Below are 20,093 nucleotides of genomic sequence, written 5' to 3' on the forward strand. Positions count from 1 at the left end.
AACTCTTTAATCTTTGAATAGATTGGAAAATATCATGGACGGAAATGTTAAAATTTCAGTTAGGAATCTTGTGGAGTTTATGCTGCGTTATGGCGACATAGATAATAGTAGTGGAACTGGTGATGTTAATGCTATGCTTGAAGGTGCAAGAATCCATAGAAAGATACAGAACTCTATGGGAAGCAATTATAGTAGTGAAGTTCCGTTAAAGTTGAGTATTCCTTACGAAGAATTTGATATTGTTGTTGATGGCAGAGCTGATGGAATCATAAAGAATGATGATGGTTTTGTCATTGATGAAATTAAAGGGATTTATAAAGACGTTAAACGTATTGAGGAGCCTGAGCTTTTACATATTGCTCAGGCTAAATGTTATGGTTATATATATTTGCATAAGTTAAGAGTTGAAGCAGGGATTGAAGAAGAGATTAAGTATGAAAATGATGAGAAGAGTGATGATGAAAAAGTAGACGAAGAACTTAATAAAGAAGTTGATAATGATGAAAATAATAAATATAAGCAGATAGATGTTCAAATTACATATTGTAATATTGAAACAGAAGAGATTAAGAGAATAAAGAGAACATTTGGATATACTGAGTTAAAAGAATGGTTTAAGGCATTAGTTGATGAGTACTACATATGGGAAAGAGAAAAGTATTATCATCATATTGATATGTGTAAATCGGTTGAGAATTTAAGGTTCCCATTTGAGTATAGAAAAGGACAGAAGGAATTAGCGATTAATGTTTATAAAGCGATAAACATGGAGAAGAATCTTTTTGCACTTGCTCCAACCGGAGTTGGTAAAACAATTGCCATGGTTTATTCGGCAGTTCAAAATTTGGGTAGAGAAAGAGCAGAGAAGATATTTTATTTAACAGCTAAAACAATTACCAGAACTGTAGCTAATGATGCATATGCGATTCTACGTAAAAATGGTCTTAATATTAAAACGGTTACACTTACAGCAAAAGAAAAAATATGTGTTCTTGAGAAGACTAATTGTAATCCAGACATGTGTGAATATGCAAAGGGACATTTCGATAGAATTAATGATGTTTTATTTGAAATAATAACAAATGAAGATGTTATTACAAGAGAAGTAATAGAGGAATATGCATTTAAATATAAGGTTTGTCCATTCGAATTAAGTCTTGATGTTAGTAATTTTGTAGATGGAATTATATGTGATTATAATTATGTTTATGATCCACAGGCGTCGTTAAAAAGATATTTTGCTAATGGACAAAGTGGGGCATATATTTTCTTGGTTGATGAAGCACATAACTTAGTTGAACGTGGAAGAAAGATGTATAGTGCATCTTTAAAGAAGGAAGATGTACTTGAAATTAAAAATATAATTGAAGATGAATTTGGTATAAAAAAATCAAATTTAAAGACAAAAGAAAATAGTAAAGAAGGTAATGTATCAAGTAATTACAATTCTGAAGAAGCAGTTGTGATTGCTTCTAAATTAGTCAAAAAACTTGAGTCAGTTAATAAGGAATTATTAAAACTTAGAAAAGAATGTGATGATGGTTTAGTATATTATGAGAATGTAGGTAATCTATATCTTAAGATGATAAAAGCTCAGAATGAATTTGAAGCATTACTTGCAGAAGGATTTGATATAGAAAGTAAGGATAAATTTTTAGAGTTTTATTTTAATCTAATTAGTTTTATAAAGATTCATGAATTAGTTGATGATAATTATGAAATTTATGGGGAGTTAGATTATTATAATAATTTTATTGTAAATCTATATTGTATTAATCCAAGTACAAATTTAAAGGCTTGTACAGAGAAAGGAATTAGTACAGTATTCTTCTCGGCAACCATGTTACCAATAAACCATTATAAGGAATTATTAACAGGTGATGTTAATGAGTATGCAGTTTATATTGATTCGCCATTTGCTAAGGATAATAGATGTATAGTTTGTGATACATCCGTTAGTAGTAAGTATACTCGTAGAGGTGAAAACGAGTATAAGAATATTTATAGTTCCATTAGGAATATTATTGAATGTAAAAATGGAAATTATATGGTTTTCTTTCCTTCATATAAGATGCTTGAAAATATCAAGGACATTATGGAAGAAGATGGATTTGATGAAATGGTTAATATAGTATGCCAAAAGTCAAATATGACCGAAGAAGAAAAAGAAGAATTCTTAGCAAGGTTTGATGTTAGTAAGCATCAAAGTGATACTAAGTCACTTGTAGGCTTGTGTGTTCTTGGCGGGATTTTTTCGGAAGGCATAGACTTAACTGAAGAATCACTTATTGGAAGTATTATAGTTGGAACCGGTCTTCCACAGGTGTGCGATGAACGAAATGTTATTAAGGAATATTTTGATTCAAAGGGGAGAGATGGATTTGATTTCGCTTATAAGATTCCTGGTATGAATAAAGTGTTACAGGCAGCAGGTCGAGTAATTAGAACTGATACAGATAGAGGAGTGATTGCTCTTTTAGATGATAGATTTAATACATGGCAGTATAAGCAATTCTTCCCTAGAGAGTGGGATGATGTATACTTTGGTAATACAAATGATATTGTTAATAAAATAAAAGAGTTTTGGAAAGAAATGTAGATTTAAATAAAACAGCAGACATTATAGGTCTGCTGTTTTGTCTTATATAATATCAAAATGTTAATTAGTCATAGAATTATATAAATCACTAAAATCAGAATATATGTATTTTCCGTCAACTCTGATATATGATCTGATTCTTATGTTGTAATTGTTTGCTTTTGTTAATTCTGAAACTTTGATGCTGTTTGTTTTGATATATTTAACTGATGTTTCTTTTAACTTAAAATTTGAATTGTTACTACATTGTATTTCATAGCCAGTAGTTATTCCTGTATTATCAAAAGAAAGAATAGAATTTTCACCTGTTCCTTTTACTGAAATGTTTGTAGGTACATTAGGTTTAATAGCAAATATAGCTACCTGTTGTTTAATGCTTGTATCATTAAAAGTAATGATGGCTTTTCCATATCCAGGATTTATGTTATTTTCGTAAGAAACAGTATATGAATCTACATTTATAATATTATTATTTTTATCAGTCACCACAACCTCAGGTGTTTTAGCCTTACCATCATATATAATATTTTCATCTTTTATTTTTATTCTTAAGTTACTTGGCTTATATTTTGTATCTGAAATTTTGGGGAGTTTTTTGATAAATGGTTTGCGGATGTGGTCATAATAAAGTATGTCTTTGTGATATGCAACATGTGATTTGTTAAATCTTAATTTGTCTTTCTTTGTTTTGTTACCTACACAAACGTAACCATGTTTATCTTTTCTTGTATCATTCCATGTTGCATCAAAATTATACCAATTATTATCCTCCATTTTTACGGCGTTCCACATATGACCGCCAGAACCACCATTATAATCATAAGCCATTCCTGTAATTCTTATGCATGGAATATTTAGTTTATCACATAGCATTTTAAAAGCTGATGCATAACTTGTACATACAGGACCATTATTACCTTTGTGCCCTTCAAGTGCAATTAAACCATCGTTAGCATTAATTACTTTTTTAGCAAGTTTGTAGTATTCGTCATCATGTTCTTCATCAATATGTTTTCTTAACTTTTTAGCTACATAAGTGTTATATTCATTCTTTTTTGATAGATAATCTGTAATGGCAAGAACTGTTTTATAATTGTTTTCTTTTTTTAATTTGACTGATAATTTGTCTAATAGTTGATCTCTTTTATTTATTGCCTTAAGTAAAACAGATTTTTTGCTATATTTATAATTTAAATACATATATTTGCAATCAAAGTAGCAGATATATGAATATTTATATATACTCTTTCCTTTTATTTTTTTTAACTTAGTTTGATGATCTAAGATGGCTGTTGGGTTAAGCCAAAAAACTTCAGGATGATCATAGATGAAAGCTTGAAGAGTTGCAACATATTGCTCTGTTTTTTTACTTTCTTTATTTATTACTTTTTGCAATGCTATTTCTTTAGTAGATGCCTTGATTTTTCCTTTTGATTTATATGCCATAAATCCATATGTTTTCTCTTTGGGTAAAACAAAATCATTTATAAATTTTTGATTTTTGCTTATATCAATTAGGCAACCATCGGCTCCTCGAGTATTTGCATATAAACTATCATAAAAATCTTTAGCGTAATCAGGAAGATTTAATCTGTCTAAATGACTTTCATATTTTTGTGTGTTGCTTTGAGCGTAAAACACATTCGTAGATACGCTTGGTGTAGGTTTAATGGTAGTAGTATTAATGGATAATACAACCATTATAGCTACAAGAATTCTTGCTAGATTTGTTTTAATTTTTTTCATGTTTTTTACCTTTATTTTTTTATAATGTATTGTTTTGGTTAACTGTGGTTAACATATATAATTATATGTTAAAAAGGTATATTTTACAATAAAAAAGATACCCCATTTAATGAGGTATCTTGAAAGGAGAGGTATGTATAAAATTTGAAAGGAATAATAAATGAAAAAATCAAATTTTTATATTAGGTAGTTGAGCTATCATTTGAATTATTATTTGAATTATTATTTGAATTACTATTTGAATTTCCATCAGTTTTATCAGGTGGTGCATTATCACCATCAGGTTTGGCTGGTGGAGTCTCACCATCTCCAGGTGGGTTACCACTTGGTTTGTTATCATTTGAACCATCTGGTTTTTCAGGAGGTTCTCCATCAGGCTTCTCACCGCTTGGTGGATTACCGTCTGGTTTATCCATACCCTGACTGTTACCATTTGTATTTGCTTCTTCTTTTATTTCTATAGCTTCACCAGTAGAAGCACTTCCTTCTTTATATTCTTTTCCGTCAATGTATAATTTATGTCCATTAAGGTTAATTGATTTTTCACTACATGTTAGTCCACTGATATAAGAATCACCTGTAAGAGTCCAAGTTGAATTTTCATCAAGTTCAACATAAATCTGTCCGGACGATTTATCTGCATTTATTGCACCAGTATATAAACTACCATCTTTAAGGTACATATTTAAAATTGAAATATCATCAACGATAATGTTGCCATCAATGGCCTGGTTCGTTGCATTAAGATTAACCTTGCCACCATTGCTTCCTTCATTGCCCCAACCAGCAGCTTCGGCTCTTAAGAAAACACCAGTTGTATCTTCATTTGTTATTGTAACGTTTTCAAGATTAATATCGGTTGATGTATTATTTACAAAGAATACATCACCTTTTTTATTAGTAATTGACCCATCAGTTGCGGCAAATGCTGACTTTCCGTTATCAGCATCACCTGACATACTCTGGTAAATCATGATTCCTTTATAAACATTAGATTTATCACTATTATGTTTAGTGTTATTTGCTGTTAAATTACAGTTGTTAAGACTAACTGAATTTTTACCTTCAATGACAATTCCTTCAGAAGTATTAGAAGTAAGAGTTGCATCATTAACTGTGATATCAGCCGTTGAATATATTGATGGTGAACCAGTTCCAGATGTCTCAAAAGAGCCACCTGTTACTGTTACGATTCCACCTCCTCTATCGGATCTGATGGCAGCTGATGAATTACCGGAGGTTTTTATAGTTACATTAGTGGCATTCATTGTGCCGCCACCTGTTGTCATCAATCCACCTGAACAATTGCCAGATGTTTCAATAGTTGAATCCGATATATTAACAGTTGTTCCCTCGCCATAAGAGAAAACTGCATTTGCATGGGCCCCATTCGTTGAAACGTTTATGTTACTAAGATCTAAAGTTGCCTTATTTGTAGCAAATACTGCTGAATTATCTCCGTAAAAATCAGCCTCATCATTTTCACTAGAGTCACCAGTTTTAGTAACATTAACATTCTCGTAGGAAGCTTTCTTACCGTCAACTTCAATGGCATGCTCACCATCGTTTGTATTTTTGATGGTTTCGTTCTTTTCACTAGATGCATCTGTTGTATTTGTTGTAGATGCAGTTGCTTTCGTAGTGTTGTCATTTTTATTGGAAGTAGAATTACATGCTGTTAACATTGTTGTTACCATTGTAATTGTGATAGCAGGAATTATAAATTTCCTTTTGAGGTTTGAATATAATCTCTCTAATCTCTTTTTCTTCATATTTTTTTCTCTCTTTCTTAAATATAGATGCTTTTGAAAAGCATGTTTGTTGTTCTCTATGCTTAAATCATAAATGTTAATTGTGAACAACTTGTGAAAGAGATTTGTAGAAAATGTGTTTTTTAAATTTAGAAGCAATAGATAGGAATTATAAAGGAGAGGAGGTGATGCAAATGATGAGTACAGATTCTTTTGTGTCTATAGCAAGCTTAATGATTGCTTGCATAGTATTTGGAATTACACTTGGTAATTTACACACAAAAAAATAACCGTTCCTATACTGTTTTAATCCCTTGGAACGGTTATTTGTTTAACCAACCAAAGGTGTAAACCGTCTATCGGTAACACCCTTCGCTAACCTAATAATAACAAATAGAAATATTAATGTCAATATAAGAAAAACCTCTGATTAGTTTAACTAACCAAAGGTTTATTTTTTATCTTTATCTTTATCATTTTTGGGTATAGAGTCTGCCATAATATCTATTACTTGTTCAGCAGCTTTAAGCTGCCCCTCGCTCATGTATTGGATTTTTTGAGTTATGGATGATAAATATGAAGAATCTGCTTTACCGAATATTAGAAAGTCGCTAGAACAACCAAGAGTTAAACATACTTTCTTTAAAGTTGGAACAGATATGCCAACGACTGCTCTTTCAACATCGGATATAAATTGTGGTGTTACACCTATCTTTTCAGCAAATGCGTGTGTAGGACAAGTAGAAAAAAATAGTAATATTGATGAATGGATAGATGTTTTTTATACAACGATTAATTTGATTGAGTCTTCTGCTTCTCGTAGTGTTAACGGAGTTGCTTCTTCGTTATATAGTTTAATGGAAAGTGGGTGAGCTTGAATTATCCTTTGAAATATACGATGAGTAAAAATAGCATATAACATCATATGATTTGGTTATATCGATTTGAGGGCAGGGACTTAGGTCTCTGCTCTTTTATATATTTATATGATATAATATAAATGTAGGTGTTATTAATCACAAAAAAATGATCGCCACCTCGTAATTGCGCGATCATTCTTTTACTATAATACGAGTAACCGTTTATCGGTAACACCTCTTGGAATGATAATATCATTTATATCAGGAGAGGTCAATATGGGAAAGAAGAAGAGAGTATTAATTGGAATATGTATATTTTTAGTATTGGTTGTTGGATATGCAACTTATTATTTGAATACATATTATAGATCAAGTGAAGAGGCGGATAAATTTATTAAGAGTGATGATCAAGTTGCTGTTAAAGAGATTAAGGAAGGTTATTTCTTTGATGGACCTGGTGATGATAAGGCATTGATTTTTTATCCAGGTGGAAAGGTTGAAACTAAAGCTTATGCAAGACTTATGAATAAGCTTGCAAAGGAAGAAATTGATACATTCCTTTTGAATATGCCTTTCCGTCTTGCAGTACTTAATAAAAATGCAGCGGATAAAATTATTAGTAAGTATCAATATGATACTTACTATATGGGTGGACATTCACTAGGTGGTGTGATGGTCATTTTAATGTGTTAAGTATATATGGAAGTAATGATAAAGTGCTTAATATGAAGAAATATGAAAAGGCAGAAGAAAACTATTATGAGCAATTTATTGATTATAATAAAATAGATGAAATTAGTTCTGATTTATTTACTAAGAAGATTTTTAAAGAAATAGTAATTGATGGTGGTAATCATGCGTCATTTGCTGATTATGGAAAGCAAAAGGGTGATGGAGAAGCAACTATTATTGTTGATGAACAGGTAGGGAGAACAGTTGAAGAAAATATAAAATATTTGGATGAATTAAAAAAATTAGGTGTTGGTGGTGTATAATAAAAAAGTATAAATAATTTAAGGAGATAATAAGTGGTTATGAGAAAAGAAAATATTAATAGAAGAATTTCATTATCTATTCTTTGTATGGCTATTGGTATTTTATCTTTTTGTTCCGATGGAATGAGTAGAAGTATTAATGCTGAGGAAAATGATAGTAGAGCTACTATTATAAGTATGCTTAATGAGGCAAAAGATAAAACATCTAAATCAGAAATATTTGGAGCAGAGGCAGAAGTTGGTGCTACTATAAAAGAAGGATACAAAATAAGAAGAAACATATGTGAAGATACCAAAAATAAAATTATGCATATGAATGAATATGTACTTGATACAAAATTAGGTACACAGAAAACTCTAGAATATTGGTTTGATGTTAATAAGAAATTTAGGTATGAATATAATAAATTAAGAAAGCAATATATGTATACGCTTGATGAAAATGGAGATACAGAGAAAGATTTATTATCCTTGGATTTTTATTTAGAAAAGGAAGTAGATAATTATGATCCTGAGGTAAATACAAAAGTTTTATTAGATGAATATATTAGAAATACTGATAAAAACATTGATTGTTCAGGTGTAGGTGTTGATTGTAAAGTCATTTCGCATATTAGTGAGATTAATATGAAGGAGTTTCCTACTTTTGATAAGACCATGAAGAATTCACTCTTTTATAAGAATGCTCTTTCAGGATTCGAAGGGAAAGACGTAATAATAAAAATTGAAACAAAATATTATATTAGTAAGAATGATGGAAGGATTTATCTTATCGAAATTGATAGAACGAAATGGGATATTAAAGAAAAAGATGATTCTAGTGGCATACAAAAAGATGAAAATTCAGAAGTGAAGAGTTCAACATACATAAATTTCTATTACCCTAGTAAATCGTTGAATATTCCATCTAAGTATAAAAAGAATCCATATCTTACTAATGAAGTATATTTTAATTACAAGGAAATAAAATATGTTACTGAGTATGAGAAAAACAAAACTGTTTTGAAGGTATATTCTTGCAAGAGTAAGAAAGAGTATAAAAAACGAAAAGTAATTAATATTCCGGATTATATAAAATATAATGGTAGAAAGTATAAAGTCATTGCTATTGATGATATTGCATTTGCTAAAATGAAAAAATTAAAGAAAGTAACAATAGGTAAGAATGTAAAGACTATTGGAGTAAATGCCTTTAAAAAGTGTAATAAGCTAAAACAAGTTTACATAAAATCGAAAAAGATTAGTAAGATTGAAAAGTTCGCATTTAGAAGAAGTGGCGGAAAGAAATTATTATTCTATATACCAAAAGGAAAATATAAGAAATATAAGAGATTGATTGAAAAATCAAAAACTAATAAATTTGAGATTATTTATAGATAAAAAAGATGCAGTGAAACATTGAGTTTCGCTGCATTTTTAAAATAAGTATAGAGTATAAAAATGCTTACAAATATGTTATTATATTTATAAGATATAACGTATCTTAAATTTAGGAAAATGGGGTGATTTAATGAAGGAGAAAGGTAGAATATTTAAAAAGAAAATAGCATTGTTAACCAGTGCAATATTGGCTTTTACAATGTCTATACCACAGGGGAATGCAGAAGCTTCTGTTTCAAAAGGACCTGTGAAAGAACACGAAGCAACAGTTTATACATTAGATTATAATACTATTACAATTACAAATGACAAATCAGAGGAAACATGGAATTCCATAAATGATTTGCCACCTATGTATCCAGGGGATAGTATGGTTGTTATTGGAGAAAGTATTGATTTTACGCAAAACGGAACCATTGAAACTCTTAAGGGATTTGTATTTGAAAATGATGGTGTTACTGGAGTTACATCAGAGGGACCAATTGAAGTAACTAATATTGAACGATATGGTCGGGTTAATGATGATGAGCACACAAATGAGTTTATAACGGGATTTAAAATTATAGGCGAGGATATGGTAAAGATATATTCAAAAGGTGGCGGAGGTTATTCAACTGAGGAAGTTGATGATTCAAATGATCCACAAGGTAACAAGAGGCATATAGCTTATTGCATGAATTATTTAAATTATTATAGTATGCCAAGATATTGTAAAGTATATTATGATGCTGCCTATTATGATAATGGCTTTGTTTCAGTTGGTGAAGAAGCGTTGGCTAGCGCTATTTATGAAAAGGAAAATCCTGATATAATATATGCTGAAGATGCATTGGAAAATATAACTGAAAATAAGTTGGCGTATTCAATATGTAGACCTTATATTGAAGGATTTGCTCTTAGTACAAATGGTACAGTTAATCAATACGATGGTAGTCCACAGTATAATTTAAATGCTGAAAGTGGAGCACCATTTATGGCAAATGTTATTGAAAACTATTATCCAAAATTAGGATATAGTAAGAGTAGTGGAAGTGGAATGTTAGGAACATATGATGATTGGATTAAATTTGAGTTTAGAATGGATCCAGCTAGAACACTTACATTAGATGCTTGTGGTGGTCTTATAGATGGTAAGGAAAAGATTATTAGAGAAGATGCAAATAAGAATAACATTGTAACTGAGAATTATCCAACATATATGACAGATGGAACATTTACTCCAACTAGAGATGGCTATGAATTTAAAGGTTGGTTTAAGGATAAAGATTATACTGAAGAAGTAACAGCAGATAATATTGTTTCTTATCTTGGTGGATATGGAAATTCAATAAGATTGACTAGAGAGCAGCGCTCGTGTAGGATGTATGCAAAATGGGAAAAAATTGGTGGAGAAACTCAAATAGAGGATCCGTCAAATTCATCAGGTAAAACAAATGACAATAAAGTAAAAGATGCTGGTTCAACTAATAATACAACTGTAGTTAAATCAGCAAATACTCTTAAAGTAAAAGCTAAATCTGTTACAGTAAAATATAAGGAACTAAAAAAGAAAGCACAGACTATAACTAAGAAAAAAGCATTTAAGATTACTGATGCAAAAGGAAAAGTTACTTTTAAGAAGGTATTAGGGAATAAGAAGATATCTATTAATAAAAAAACAGGAAAGATAACATTAAAGAAAGGTCTTAAGAAGAAGACATATAAGATAAAGATTTTAGTTACTGCAGCAGGTGATGATAAATTTGAATCAGCATCTAAGACGGTAACAGTGAAGATAAAGGTTAAATAAAATATAATAGTTAAAAACCAGGAAAATGCGTTAGACTCCATAAATAAAATGGAGAAATCACATCTTCCTGGTTTTAGTTTATTTTATGATATATCTTTCTAATCGATCATTAAATACATTACAATCAACATATTTTTCTTTTCCGTTTATACCATCAAGTTTTAAATGATCTGTATACTGCCAAATAGTCCAATCATATGGTGGCTTGAAATACACATTTCTAATCCATAATGGATAATCATCAAATTTTCCATTTAAATATTTATTATAAAATGGAGTGGTTGAATAAATCATAGGCTTAACATTGTATTCTTCTTCTAACAAGTCAAGCATGGTTTGTACGGTTTTGCGTACTTCTTCTTTTTTAGGTGGATTCTTTTGGTATTTTCCATAATATTCAACATCAACTACTGGAACAAGATGTCCTTTTAAATCACCTACTGTTTTAATAAAGTGTTTTGCCTGTTTCTTAGGTGAACTATCGAAACTAAAAAAGTGATACATTCCAAATGCAAATCTTTCAGATGAAAGAGCTTCTTTATTTTTCTCAAAGCACTCATCAACATATGAACTTCCTTCAGTTGCTTTAATATATACAAAATCGATATCTTCCTCTAATACCTGCTTCCAGTTAACATCACCCTGATGATGTGAGACATCAATACCGCGTACGGAGTAGTTTTTTGATTGTATCTTAGCAAATGGTTTAAAGTTAATTATTATAAGTGCTATTATAAATAAACTACCACAAATTATAAGAGGCATCTTAGCCTTATGATAGTGTTTTTTATTATTTTTAATTGTCTCATTTATATTAATCTTTGTTGTAATTTCATCTATGCTTTTTTTACCCATAATTCTTCCTCTATTCTTATGTATTACCGTATGTAGTATAACTAAAAGAGAAGTATGCGTCAATATTTCATTTATGTCGTGTGGAGTGATTAAATGCGAATATGAATGAATAATAGCATTTTTTGATAGGAGAGGTGCATATTATAAAGGAATATGATACGATTAAAAATACAAGAGTAAAAGAGATTAGTGTGATGACATAATAAAAACATTGGTTACATGGAGGTTATTATGAAGGTAGTTATTGTTGAGGATGACCATAAGATTGCAGAAGAGATAAAAAAGGAAGTTTCTAATATTTTAACAATAGAGGAAAGTAGTGTAATGATACTATCTCCGGAAAATGCAATGTTTCTTTTAAATGATGGGGATTTTGAGGCAGATATTGCCATTTTGGATATTGAGTACCATATTAAGGATTTTAACGGTATTGATATTGCACATAAAATAAATGAGAAATATGCGATATGTCCAGTTATATTTTTAACTGAGATATTAGAGTATTGTGAGGATGTATATGAAAGTGAACATTGTTATTTTGTGTTGAAAAAGAATAGACATATTACCTTGAAGAGAGCGCTTGATAAAGCAATATTGGTATTAAAAGATAACAAGGAACATGAATATGTTGAAGTAGTATATTGTGGTGAAAAACTTTATATAAAAACAAAAGATATATTATATCTTAAAAGAAGTGGTCAGGTTGTTGATATGGTTACTGATTCAGATTCTTATCCAATTTATGATACCATAAACAGATTGGGCAAAAAGATGGGGCAGTCATTTGTTAGATGTCATGGTAGTTATGCAATAAATCTGGAAAAAATAAGAAGTATTAAGGGTGATGAAATTACCATGAATAATGGTGAAATAATCCCTATTGGTCGAACAAAAAAGACATCATTTATGGAAAGGTTTTTAAACTATAATGTTAAGCGCATATAAAACAATTATTATTGTATTATTAATAATGTTTGTATCTGTATTATTATTTGAAATATACGTTTTTTTTAAGATTAAAAAGATAAAGAAAAAATGTGAATTGGAATTTGATGAACAAAAGAAGATCTATGAAGAATTAGTGGATTGTATAGCAAATAATAAAAGTAGTTTGGACAGACGTGATACAGATTATAAATACATAATGCATGATGAAGCAGAAATCCGAAAATATCTGACAAATAATAATCAGAACGCTATTGAATATTTGCTAGAAGAAAAAACAAAATATGCAAATGATAGTGGAATAGATTTTTTTGTGTCTGGATTTGATAAATCCCCTTTTTTTAATAAGTTTAATCAGATTGACGTATTAAGATTATGGGCTAATTTGATTAATAATGCCATAAGAGGAGCGGGGAAAGGAGGATTTGTTAGAGTCGAATTTGAAAATTTATTTAAAGAAAAAAATATTTTTTTTGTAAGAGTTAGAAATAATAAATCTGCCTGTAAAGATATTAAAGAGGGAATAAGTGATAAGAGTGATGATGGTAATACACACGGATATGGAATTAAAATTGTAAAAGAAATTGTTGATTCATTTGCTGGGGACATAGAGTGGATTGATAAAGGAAATGAAGTGTGTGTTAATATGGAATTTATAGTGATTAAGGAGTAATTATGTCTCAACATATTGGAATAGTACCTATTTTATTTTTGTTTACGTTTTTTCATATGTGGATAATAACATATTTATTTAATAGCAACAGAAGAAAGATGAAACTTATAATATTTTGGTTGCTTTATTTTATGATAATGGTTTTTATCTCGTATTATGATATTTATGTATATTTATGTGAGGTGGACAGCCCACATGGAATGTTTATTGAGGTTATGATGCGATTACTTCAATGTTTTATTTTGATTGGACTTTTAGGATATTGTGGAGTAGGCGATTTTTACTTAAATTTTATTATTCTTGTACTATCTGCAAGTGTAACTGAAACTATAGCTTGTGCAATAGGAAGTAGTTTGCCTTTTGTAAAAGCATCTGAAAATGCATATATATTTTACTATAAGAATTATCCTATGCCATCGTATATTTATATGTTGGTTATGTATGTGATTTTGTATATTTCAGTTCCGATATTGCTTAGAAGATTTATTAACACTTCTAATTCTCAAGGAAAACTTAGGTATAAAATAGTCGCATATATAGTGTTTATTATTTCATTTTTGGGATCTTTTGTCAGAGATGGTATTATGAAATTGAGCGATTTAGTAAATGGAAATATTAAATCGGCGACAATTTTATTTTTTATTGGTGATTTGGTTACATTTGCTGTTGCTATCATTTTCTTTGTTATTATCATTAATAGATATCAGAAAAGTGAGATAGAACGAATAAAAATTAATAATGCCCAGATAAAAGAGCAACTATCTAAATTGTATACTGATGATAAGCAGCATATAAATAACAAGAAGGAAGAGTTGTTATATTCTAGAGTCTTGCTTGGGGACGATGTGGTTGATTTGTTTTTGAATAATCTTCAAAAAGAGTATGATGAAAAGGGAATTCCTTTTGAAATTTCAAGTAATAATAAAGAAAGTATGGCCGATTATTTGGACAGATATCAATTAATTAGTATTATAAAAACACTTATACTTGATAACTCCAAATGTAAATATATGATCTTAAGTTTTAGATTTATTAAGAATACTTTTATAATAAGTATTGAACAAGACATAAGTATGGGTAAGAGAATTGGAAGAGTTAAAAGAAAACAAAAGAATAATGTTCAGAATATAAGAAACGTGTTTATAGAGAATGATGCAGATGTGGTTATGACCATAACCGAAGGGTTAGCATGTTTGAATACGAATATTATGTTGGTGAAATAGAAAAAAGCAGACCAAAGTTATTTCTTAGGTCTGCTTTTTTTGAAGGAATATAGTCAGAAAACGTAGTAAGTCTCCCTTGCTGGTTGTATAAATATTATAATATATATAGAATAATCTGTATGTTATTGTGCAAAATGTATAAAAATGATTTTGCGATTAATAAAATGAAATAGATAGATAAAATGAGAATCTTGGGGAAATTAAAAAAATAGGAGGAAGGTAGTATGTTGAAAATAAAAAGAAAAATGATATCAGTGATAATGATTATTTCTATGTTATGTTCGCAAATGAATTGTTTTTGTGATTTGGTTTTTGCAAATCCAGAAACGGAACAAAGTAATTTTGAATTTTATTTTTACGATGCTAATGGTAATGAATTTAGTACTGTTAGTACGGGTAAACCAAAGGTGATGATATTTGGCGGATATAATAATAGGTATACAGATGATGTGATGAAAAAATTAGAGAGTGGTTATAAAGGCCATTCATGTGTTGATTTATATTACATTGAAGAGTCTATCTCATTTGAAGAAACAGATGTATTGCATACAATTGAGGAACAATATAAAAACATTGATGGTTTACAGGTAATGGCAGCAACAACGGAGTATTGTACATATTATTTATCTAATTATTTTGTTACATTTGCTCCAGATAAGTTGGTTCAATTATGTGATGATAATGGTGAATGTCAGACTGTTTTTTATTATCCAGTTGTAGTTTATATATCAGCTTCAAATGAAGTACTTGATGTAGAAATGACAAATATTGTTGATGTGATGAACATAGATCAAAGGATTTGTGAACTATTTCCAGAGTGCGTAGTTTGTAAAGATTGTAGAGAATATAATGGAAACGAGATTGGCGAAAACTGTTCGAAAACTACATTGCCATGTGATAATTTGGATTATGTTTTTGAAACGGTGGGAGGAACACTCGCAACAACAAGGTCTAATGGAAAAAGCAAAATATTGATTTTTGCACAACCTTATTGTAGTTATTGTCATAGTGAACTAGAAGGTTTAAATAATAATTTTGAATCGTATAAAGATATAGATATTGCAGTGATTGATATTTATGATTATTCTCTTGAGGCATTAAAAAGAGGTTTTTCGGATAAATATACCAATTTAAATATGGATGTTTGTAAAGATACTAATGATGTGGGAGAAAAATATATGGAATATCTAAGGTGTGATTCAAGAATATATACTCCTACGACTGTAATTATTGGAGCAGACAATAAGATAATAGGATATTATGTTGGATACTCAGAATATTTATATCAATGGATATTGGGCGATATAGAGAATTATAAAGCAAAAGGTGATGGAACTACATGTATTGGAGATGAGTGTTATGATATGAGTGAGGATAAAACCTGTATCGGAGATGAGTGTGAAAATGATATTAATTCCGATTCAAAGATTAATCTAAATAATAAGAAGTTGAATAAATTAAAGATATCCTCAGCAACAAAGAGTATAAACGGGAAAAAAACTAAGATTAAGCTTAGTAAGAAACTTCAAAGTGAAGCAGCAGGAATTGTAATAAGAGTATATGATGCAAAAGCAGGTGCAAAGGTTCTTAATAAGAATTATCTTGTTAAAAAGACTGTAGCAGGTAATAAGAAAACATATTCTCTTTCAGCTAAGAAACTTAAAGGTAAAAGAAATATTTATGTACGAGTAAGGGCTTATAAGGTTGCTGATGGAAAGAAAAAATATGGTGAGTGGTCAGATGTGAAGAAGGTTAAGACATATTAATTATTAGAATAAAAAAATATAATTTATAAAAACTTAAGGAGTAACCCCATGTAGATATTAAATATAACTAGATCAAATTAACAAATAAAACTTGAAAATCGAACGTAAATTCGATACAATATCTACATGGGTACTACCATAAACGGTAGGCGGTTAGTCCTCCATTTTTACTTGGAGGAAGCCTCCAAGTACTTTGTAAATCTTAAGCATTTGCTTAGGAAATATAAAGAAAAGGGGGTGATGCTTATGCTAACAGTTGATACTTTTATAAGTATTGTAAGTTTGATAATAACTTGCATAGCTTTAGGCTACACTTTAGCTCAGAAAAGCAAAAAATAACCGCCCGGTGCTGTCGAGCGATTATTCTATATAATTACTTTTAACAGGACTAACCGTCTATCGGTAGTACCTTTTTATATTATCATAATATCATCTATATTATGTAATGTCAAAGAACATTTTTGAAAAAATGAAATTATATAAGTCATTTTTAAAAATTGAGACTAATGAGATATGAGGAGGAAGATGGTATGTATGGGGATATGTGTTTGAAAATCAGAAAATATATTTCTGAAATGATTATTATGGTATTGGTGGTTACAAGTTTAAATTATGTTCCAGTTGAGGTTGAGGATTATGATTATTTTGTTGGATTTGTTAGTAATCTAGAGTATTCAAATATTATGACTAATAATGGAGATGGAACATATTCATATGACTGTGGTTATGTAGATGAAGGAGATACTGAATTTGGCATATATTATAGCACATATTGGGGTGATGTGGCATCAGGTTGGGGAACGCATGTTGTGTACAGCAGTGGATATGGAAGAATAGTTTATAATTCAACTAATGATACTGTGGATTATTTGGTTTATGCGGATGAAGAATATACTGAATTGATCGAGGATACCACGGAAAAGCCAGCTTATTATTGTGGGACTTCTAATAGATTACAACACATGGAAAAGGTTGAAGAGGGAGGATGTCTATGAAAAGAATTTTATTATTTACAATGATTATAGTAAATATATTATTATTTATGTTACCAGTTTGTGCCAAAGAAACTGATAATAAAAAAGTGAAAAAAACTTATTATAAATATTTGCAAAAAAACGAATCGTTATTTGAAGTTGAAGAGGGAGATTGGTATAAGAGAAATACTGAAAAGAAGAATAGTGTTAAATCATATATTATTGCTGACATAAATTCTGATGGAGTATTAGAATTAATAACATATCATATTACGGGATACAAAATGGGATATGTAAATATATATCGATATAAAGATAATAAAATCAAAAGGGTAAAATGTAGTAATAACAAGGAAGAAAATTATGGAATAAATGTTGATTGTAATGCGGCTGGTAGATATGAAATATATGTATGTAATAAGAATCATTTACATATAGTTTGGACTGATGAAAGAATAGGTAAAAATGAACAGGTATATAGAATTAGTAAGAAAGGTAAAATTTATAAGAAATATGAAATGCTTGAAGATAGTTTAATAATTAAATATGAATACTACAAAAATAGTAAAAAGATAACTAAGAAAGAATATTATAGTGCGATAAAGAAATGTAAAAAAAATAAAGAATTAATTGAAAATGTTAAAGAAAATAGAAAGTGACAAATTTTATTAGAAGGGAGTGTATGATGATATGAAAAAAATGTTTTTAACAATGATTATTTTATTATGTATATTTTCATGTGGCAGGGTTTATGCCTATGATGTGTATGAACATGAGAATAATGATAGTTATGAAAAAGCACAGCCAGTGTATAGTGGTTATGAAGTTATAGGAAAGATAAATGAAAGAGATGATAGTGACTATTATAAATTTAAAGCAGAAGATAACGGTAAACTAACAGTAACATTGAAGCATACGTATGGTGATACAGATTGGAGAATATATGTTTATATGTATGTTAATGGTAAATATGAAGAAGTACAATATAAAAAAGTATGTTCGACAGATAGTGAAGTTTATACATTGCCATTTGTAGGAGTAGTTAAAGGATATACTTATTATATAAATGTTGAATCAGGTTATTTTGCAGAGAAATATAATCTTTTGTTTGATTTTCAAAAAAATGAATATATAGAGCGTGAATTTAATGATTATTATGATGAAGCAACAGATGTTAATGTAGGAACGTATGAAGGTATTATAAATTGGTCAGCTAATCTTTCAAGCGATTGTGATTATTATAGATTTATAGCACCAAATAACGGTAAATTGAAAATTAAGTTTTTGCATAACTATGCTGATTGTGATTGGACGATAACTTATTTTATGTATTATGATGGCAAATATGAAGAGATTCAGGAGAAGCGCATTGAGTCTGTTGATAGTGAGATAATTGAACTTCCTTATATTGGTGTAGTTAAGAATTCTAAGTATTATATTAAAATTCAAAATCATTATAGTAGTGGATATAGTTATAAACTTGTAGTTGATTTTGAACCATCGGAATATATTGAAAAAGAATTTAATGATTCATTTGTTACAGCAAATCCTATTGAAAATAATCAAAAATATTATGGAATAATAGGGAAAGAAGCTTATAGTTATTTAAACGATGTTGATTATTATATTTATAATGCTGTTGTAGATGGCGCAATAAAAATGGAATTTGAACATGATTATTCGTCGGGGGAGATTGTATTAGATGTTTTTGTATATGATGATTATACTTATAAACCGATTGATTCTTATGAAGTTGAATTGGATTCAAGAACAAAAGTAGAACGATATTATTACGATATAAAAAAAGGTAAGAATTATTATTTTAAAATAAAAGGAGATTATTACTGTGGTTCAGAAAAATATTCTATAAAGATATTTAATAAAAATGTAGGAAAGTATGCAGATCAAGTTATAACGGCTATGGATAAGGAAAAGAGTCTTGAAGAAATAAAATTTGGAAAATTGAAATTTAATACTGATGGAGTAAAGAATAATGAAATAGGACTTAAATGGAAGAAAGTATCTGGCGCAAAGTGGTATGTGATTTATGGTAATGAGTGTGGTAAAGGAAAAAAATTTAAGTATATAAAAAGTGTTAATAAATTGAAATGTAAAATTAAAAAGATTAATGGGACAAAATTAAAGAAAGCAAAGAATTATAAATTTACATGTCTCGCAATAGATGAATTTGGAAGTGTATTATCAGCAGCTAAAACTATACATGTTTCAACTTCTGGTGGAAAGTTAGGAAATATTAAGGAAGTAAATCTTACAAATATTAATAATAAAAAGCTTAATATGAAAACAGGAGGAACATACACGGTCAAGTATAAATTGAATAAACCTAAGAAAAAGATTATTGCAGATCATAGAGGCGTAAGGTTTGAGTCTAGCAATTCTAAAATTGCAAAAGTAGATGCTAAAAAGGGAAAGATAACTGCTGTTAAAAAAGGTAGTTGTAAGATATTTGTTTATACACAAAACGGATGTTATAGAGTTATAAGTTTGAAAATAGAGTAGTGAATAAAATGGAGGAG

The 20,093-nt window shown here is 29.3% G+C and carries 14 protein-coding genes and 1 pseudogene; 11 read left to right on the forward strand and 4 right to left on the reverse strand.

Annotated features, from left to right (window positions below):
• The first annotated feature begins 13 nt into the window (after positions 1–13).
• A complete protein-coding gene (locus B5D16_RS04995) occupies positions 14–2,599 on the forward strand; it encodes an ATP-dependent DNA helicase (protein ID WP_242942987.1) in 2,586 nt (861 codons plus the stop codon).
• A 60-nt stretch (positions 2,600–2,659) separates the two neighbouring features.
• Here the strand turns inward: B5D16_RS04995 and B5D16_RS05000 are convergent, their stop codons facing one another.
• The 3 genes from B5D16_RS05000 to B5D16_RS12795 form a co-directional block, all read right to left on the reverse strand.
• Complete coding sequence (locus B5D16_RS05000) at positions 2,660–4,345, reverse strand: transglutaminase domain-containing protein (RefSeq protein ID WP_078765877.1); 1,686 nt, start codon at positions 4,343–4,345, stop codon at positions 2,660–2,662.
• Positions 4,346–4,527: 182 nt separating this feature from the next.
• Positions 4,528–6,117 (reverse strand): hypothetical protein, encoded by a 1,590-nt coding sequence (locus tag B5D16_RS05005; RefSeq protein ID WP_078765878.1) that lies wholly within the window; start codon positions 6,115–6,117, stop codon positions 4,528–4,530.
• 430 nt (positions 6,118–6,547) lie between these two features.
• Positions 6,548–6,868 carry a helix-turn-helix domain-containing protein gene (locus B5D16_RS12795; RefSeq protein WP_078765913.1) on the reverse strand — a complete coding sequence of 107 codons (321 nt, stop codon included), beginning with the start codon at positions 6,866–6,868 and terminating at the stop codon, positions 6,548–6,550.
• Positions 6,869–7,478: 610 nt separating this feature from the next.
• Here B5D16_RS12795 and B5D16_RS12440 point away from each other — a divergent pair.
• From B5D16_RS12440 to B5D16_RS05030, 3 genes and pseudogenes are all read left to right on the forward strand, one after another.
• A pseudogene (locus B5D16_RS12440) lies at positions 7,479–7,951 on the forward strand (alpha/beta hydrolase).
• Positions 7,952–7,990: 39 nt separating this feature from the next.
• Positions 7,991–9,331 carry a leucine-rich repeat protein gene (locus B5D16_RS05025; RefSeq protein WP_078765914.1) on the forward strand — a complete coding sequence of 447 codons (1,341 nt, stop codon included), beginning with the start codon at positions 7,991–7,993 and terminating at the stop codon, positions 9,329–9,331.
• A gap of 130 nt (positions 9,332–9,461) precedes the next feature.
• Positions 9,462–11,120: an InlB B-repeat-containing protein gene (locus B5D16_RS05030; protein WP_078765881.1), complete on the forward strand. Its 1,659-nt coding sequence runs from the start codon at positions 9,462–9,464 to the stop codon at positions 11,118–11,120.
• A 78-nt stretch (positions 11,121–11,198) separates the two neighbouring features.
• Here B5D16_RS05030 and B5D16_RS05035 read toward each other — a convergent pair whose 3' ends face one another.
• Positions 11,199–11,975: a glycoside hydrolase family 25 protein gene (locus B5D16_RS05035; RefSeq protein WP_143405042.1), complete on the reverse strand. Its 777-nt coding sequence runs from the start codon at positions 11,973–11,975 to the stop codon at positions 11,199–11,201.
• Positions 11,976–12,206: 231 nt separating this feature from the next.
• Here B5D16_RS05035 and B5D16_RS05040 point away from each other — a divergent pair, with 231 nt between their 5' ends.
• The 7 genes from B5D16_RS05040 to B5D16_RS05070 all read left to right on the forward strand — a co-directional run bounded on the left by B5D16_RS05040 (position 12,207) and on the right by B5D16_RS05070 (position 20,076).
• Positions 12,207–12,920, forward strand: a complete 714-nt coding sequence (locus B5D16_RS05040; protein WP_159444281.1) for a LytR/AlgR family response regulator transcription factor — start codon at positions 12,207–12,209, stop codon at positions 12,918–12,920.
• The gene (locus tag B5D16_RS05045; protein WP_078765883.1) at positions 12,904–13,593 is read left to right on the forward strand and encodes a GHKL domain-containing protein; all 690 of its coding nucleotides are present in this window, start codon (positions 12,904–12,906) and stop codon (positions 13,591–13,593) included. The genes B5D16_RS05040 and B5D16_RS05045 overlap by 17 nt, the downstream gene beginning before the upstream one ends.
• Positions 13,594–13,808: 215 nt before the next feature.
• Positions 13,809–14,816, forward strand: coding sequence for a hypothetical protein (locus B5D16_RS05050; RefSeq protein ID WP_159444282.1), 1,008 nt, complete (start codon positions 13,809–13,811; stop codon positions 14,814–14,816).
• A 224-nt stretch (positions 14,817–15,040) separates the two neighbouring features.
• Complete coding sequence (locus B5D16_RS05055) at positions 15,041–16,582, forward strand: peroxiredoxin family protein (protein ID WP_078765885.1); 1,542 nt, start codon at positions 15,041–15,043, stop codon at positions 16,580–16,582.
• Positions 16,583–17,088: 506 nt separating this feature from the next.
• Complete coding sequence (locus tag B5D16_RS05060) at positions 17,089–17,577, forward strand: hypothetical protein (protein WP_143405045.1); 489 nt, start codon at positions 17,089–17,091, stop codon at positions 17,575–17,577.
• On the forward strand, positions 17,574–18,215 hold the full coding sequence (locus tag B5D16_RS05065; protein ID WP_078765887.1) for a hypothetical protein: 642 nt from the start codon (positions 17,574–17,576) through the stop codon (positions 18,213–18,215). The genes B5D16_RS05060 and B5D16_RS05065 overlap by 4 nt, the downstream gene beginning before the upstream one ends.
• 52 nt (positions 18,216–18,267) lie before the next feature.
• A complete protein-coding gene (locus tag B5D16_RS05070) occupies positions 18,268–20,076 on the forward strand; it encodes an Ig-like domain-containing protein (RefSeq protein WP_159444283.1) in 1,809 nt (602 codons plus the stop codon).
• The last annotated feature ends 17 nt before the right edge of the window (positions 20,077–20,093 follow it).

The sequence above is a fragment of the Eubacterium uniforme genome (assembly GCF_900167115.1).
Classification (GTDB): Bacteria; Bacillota; Clostridia; order Lachnospirales; family Lachnospiraceae; genus Eubacterium_S; species Eubacterium_S uniforme.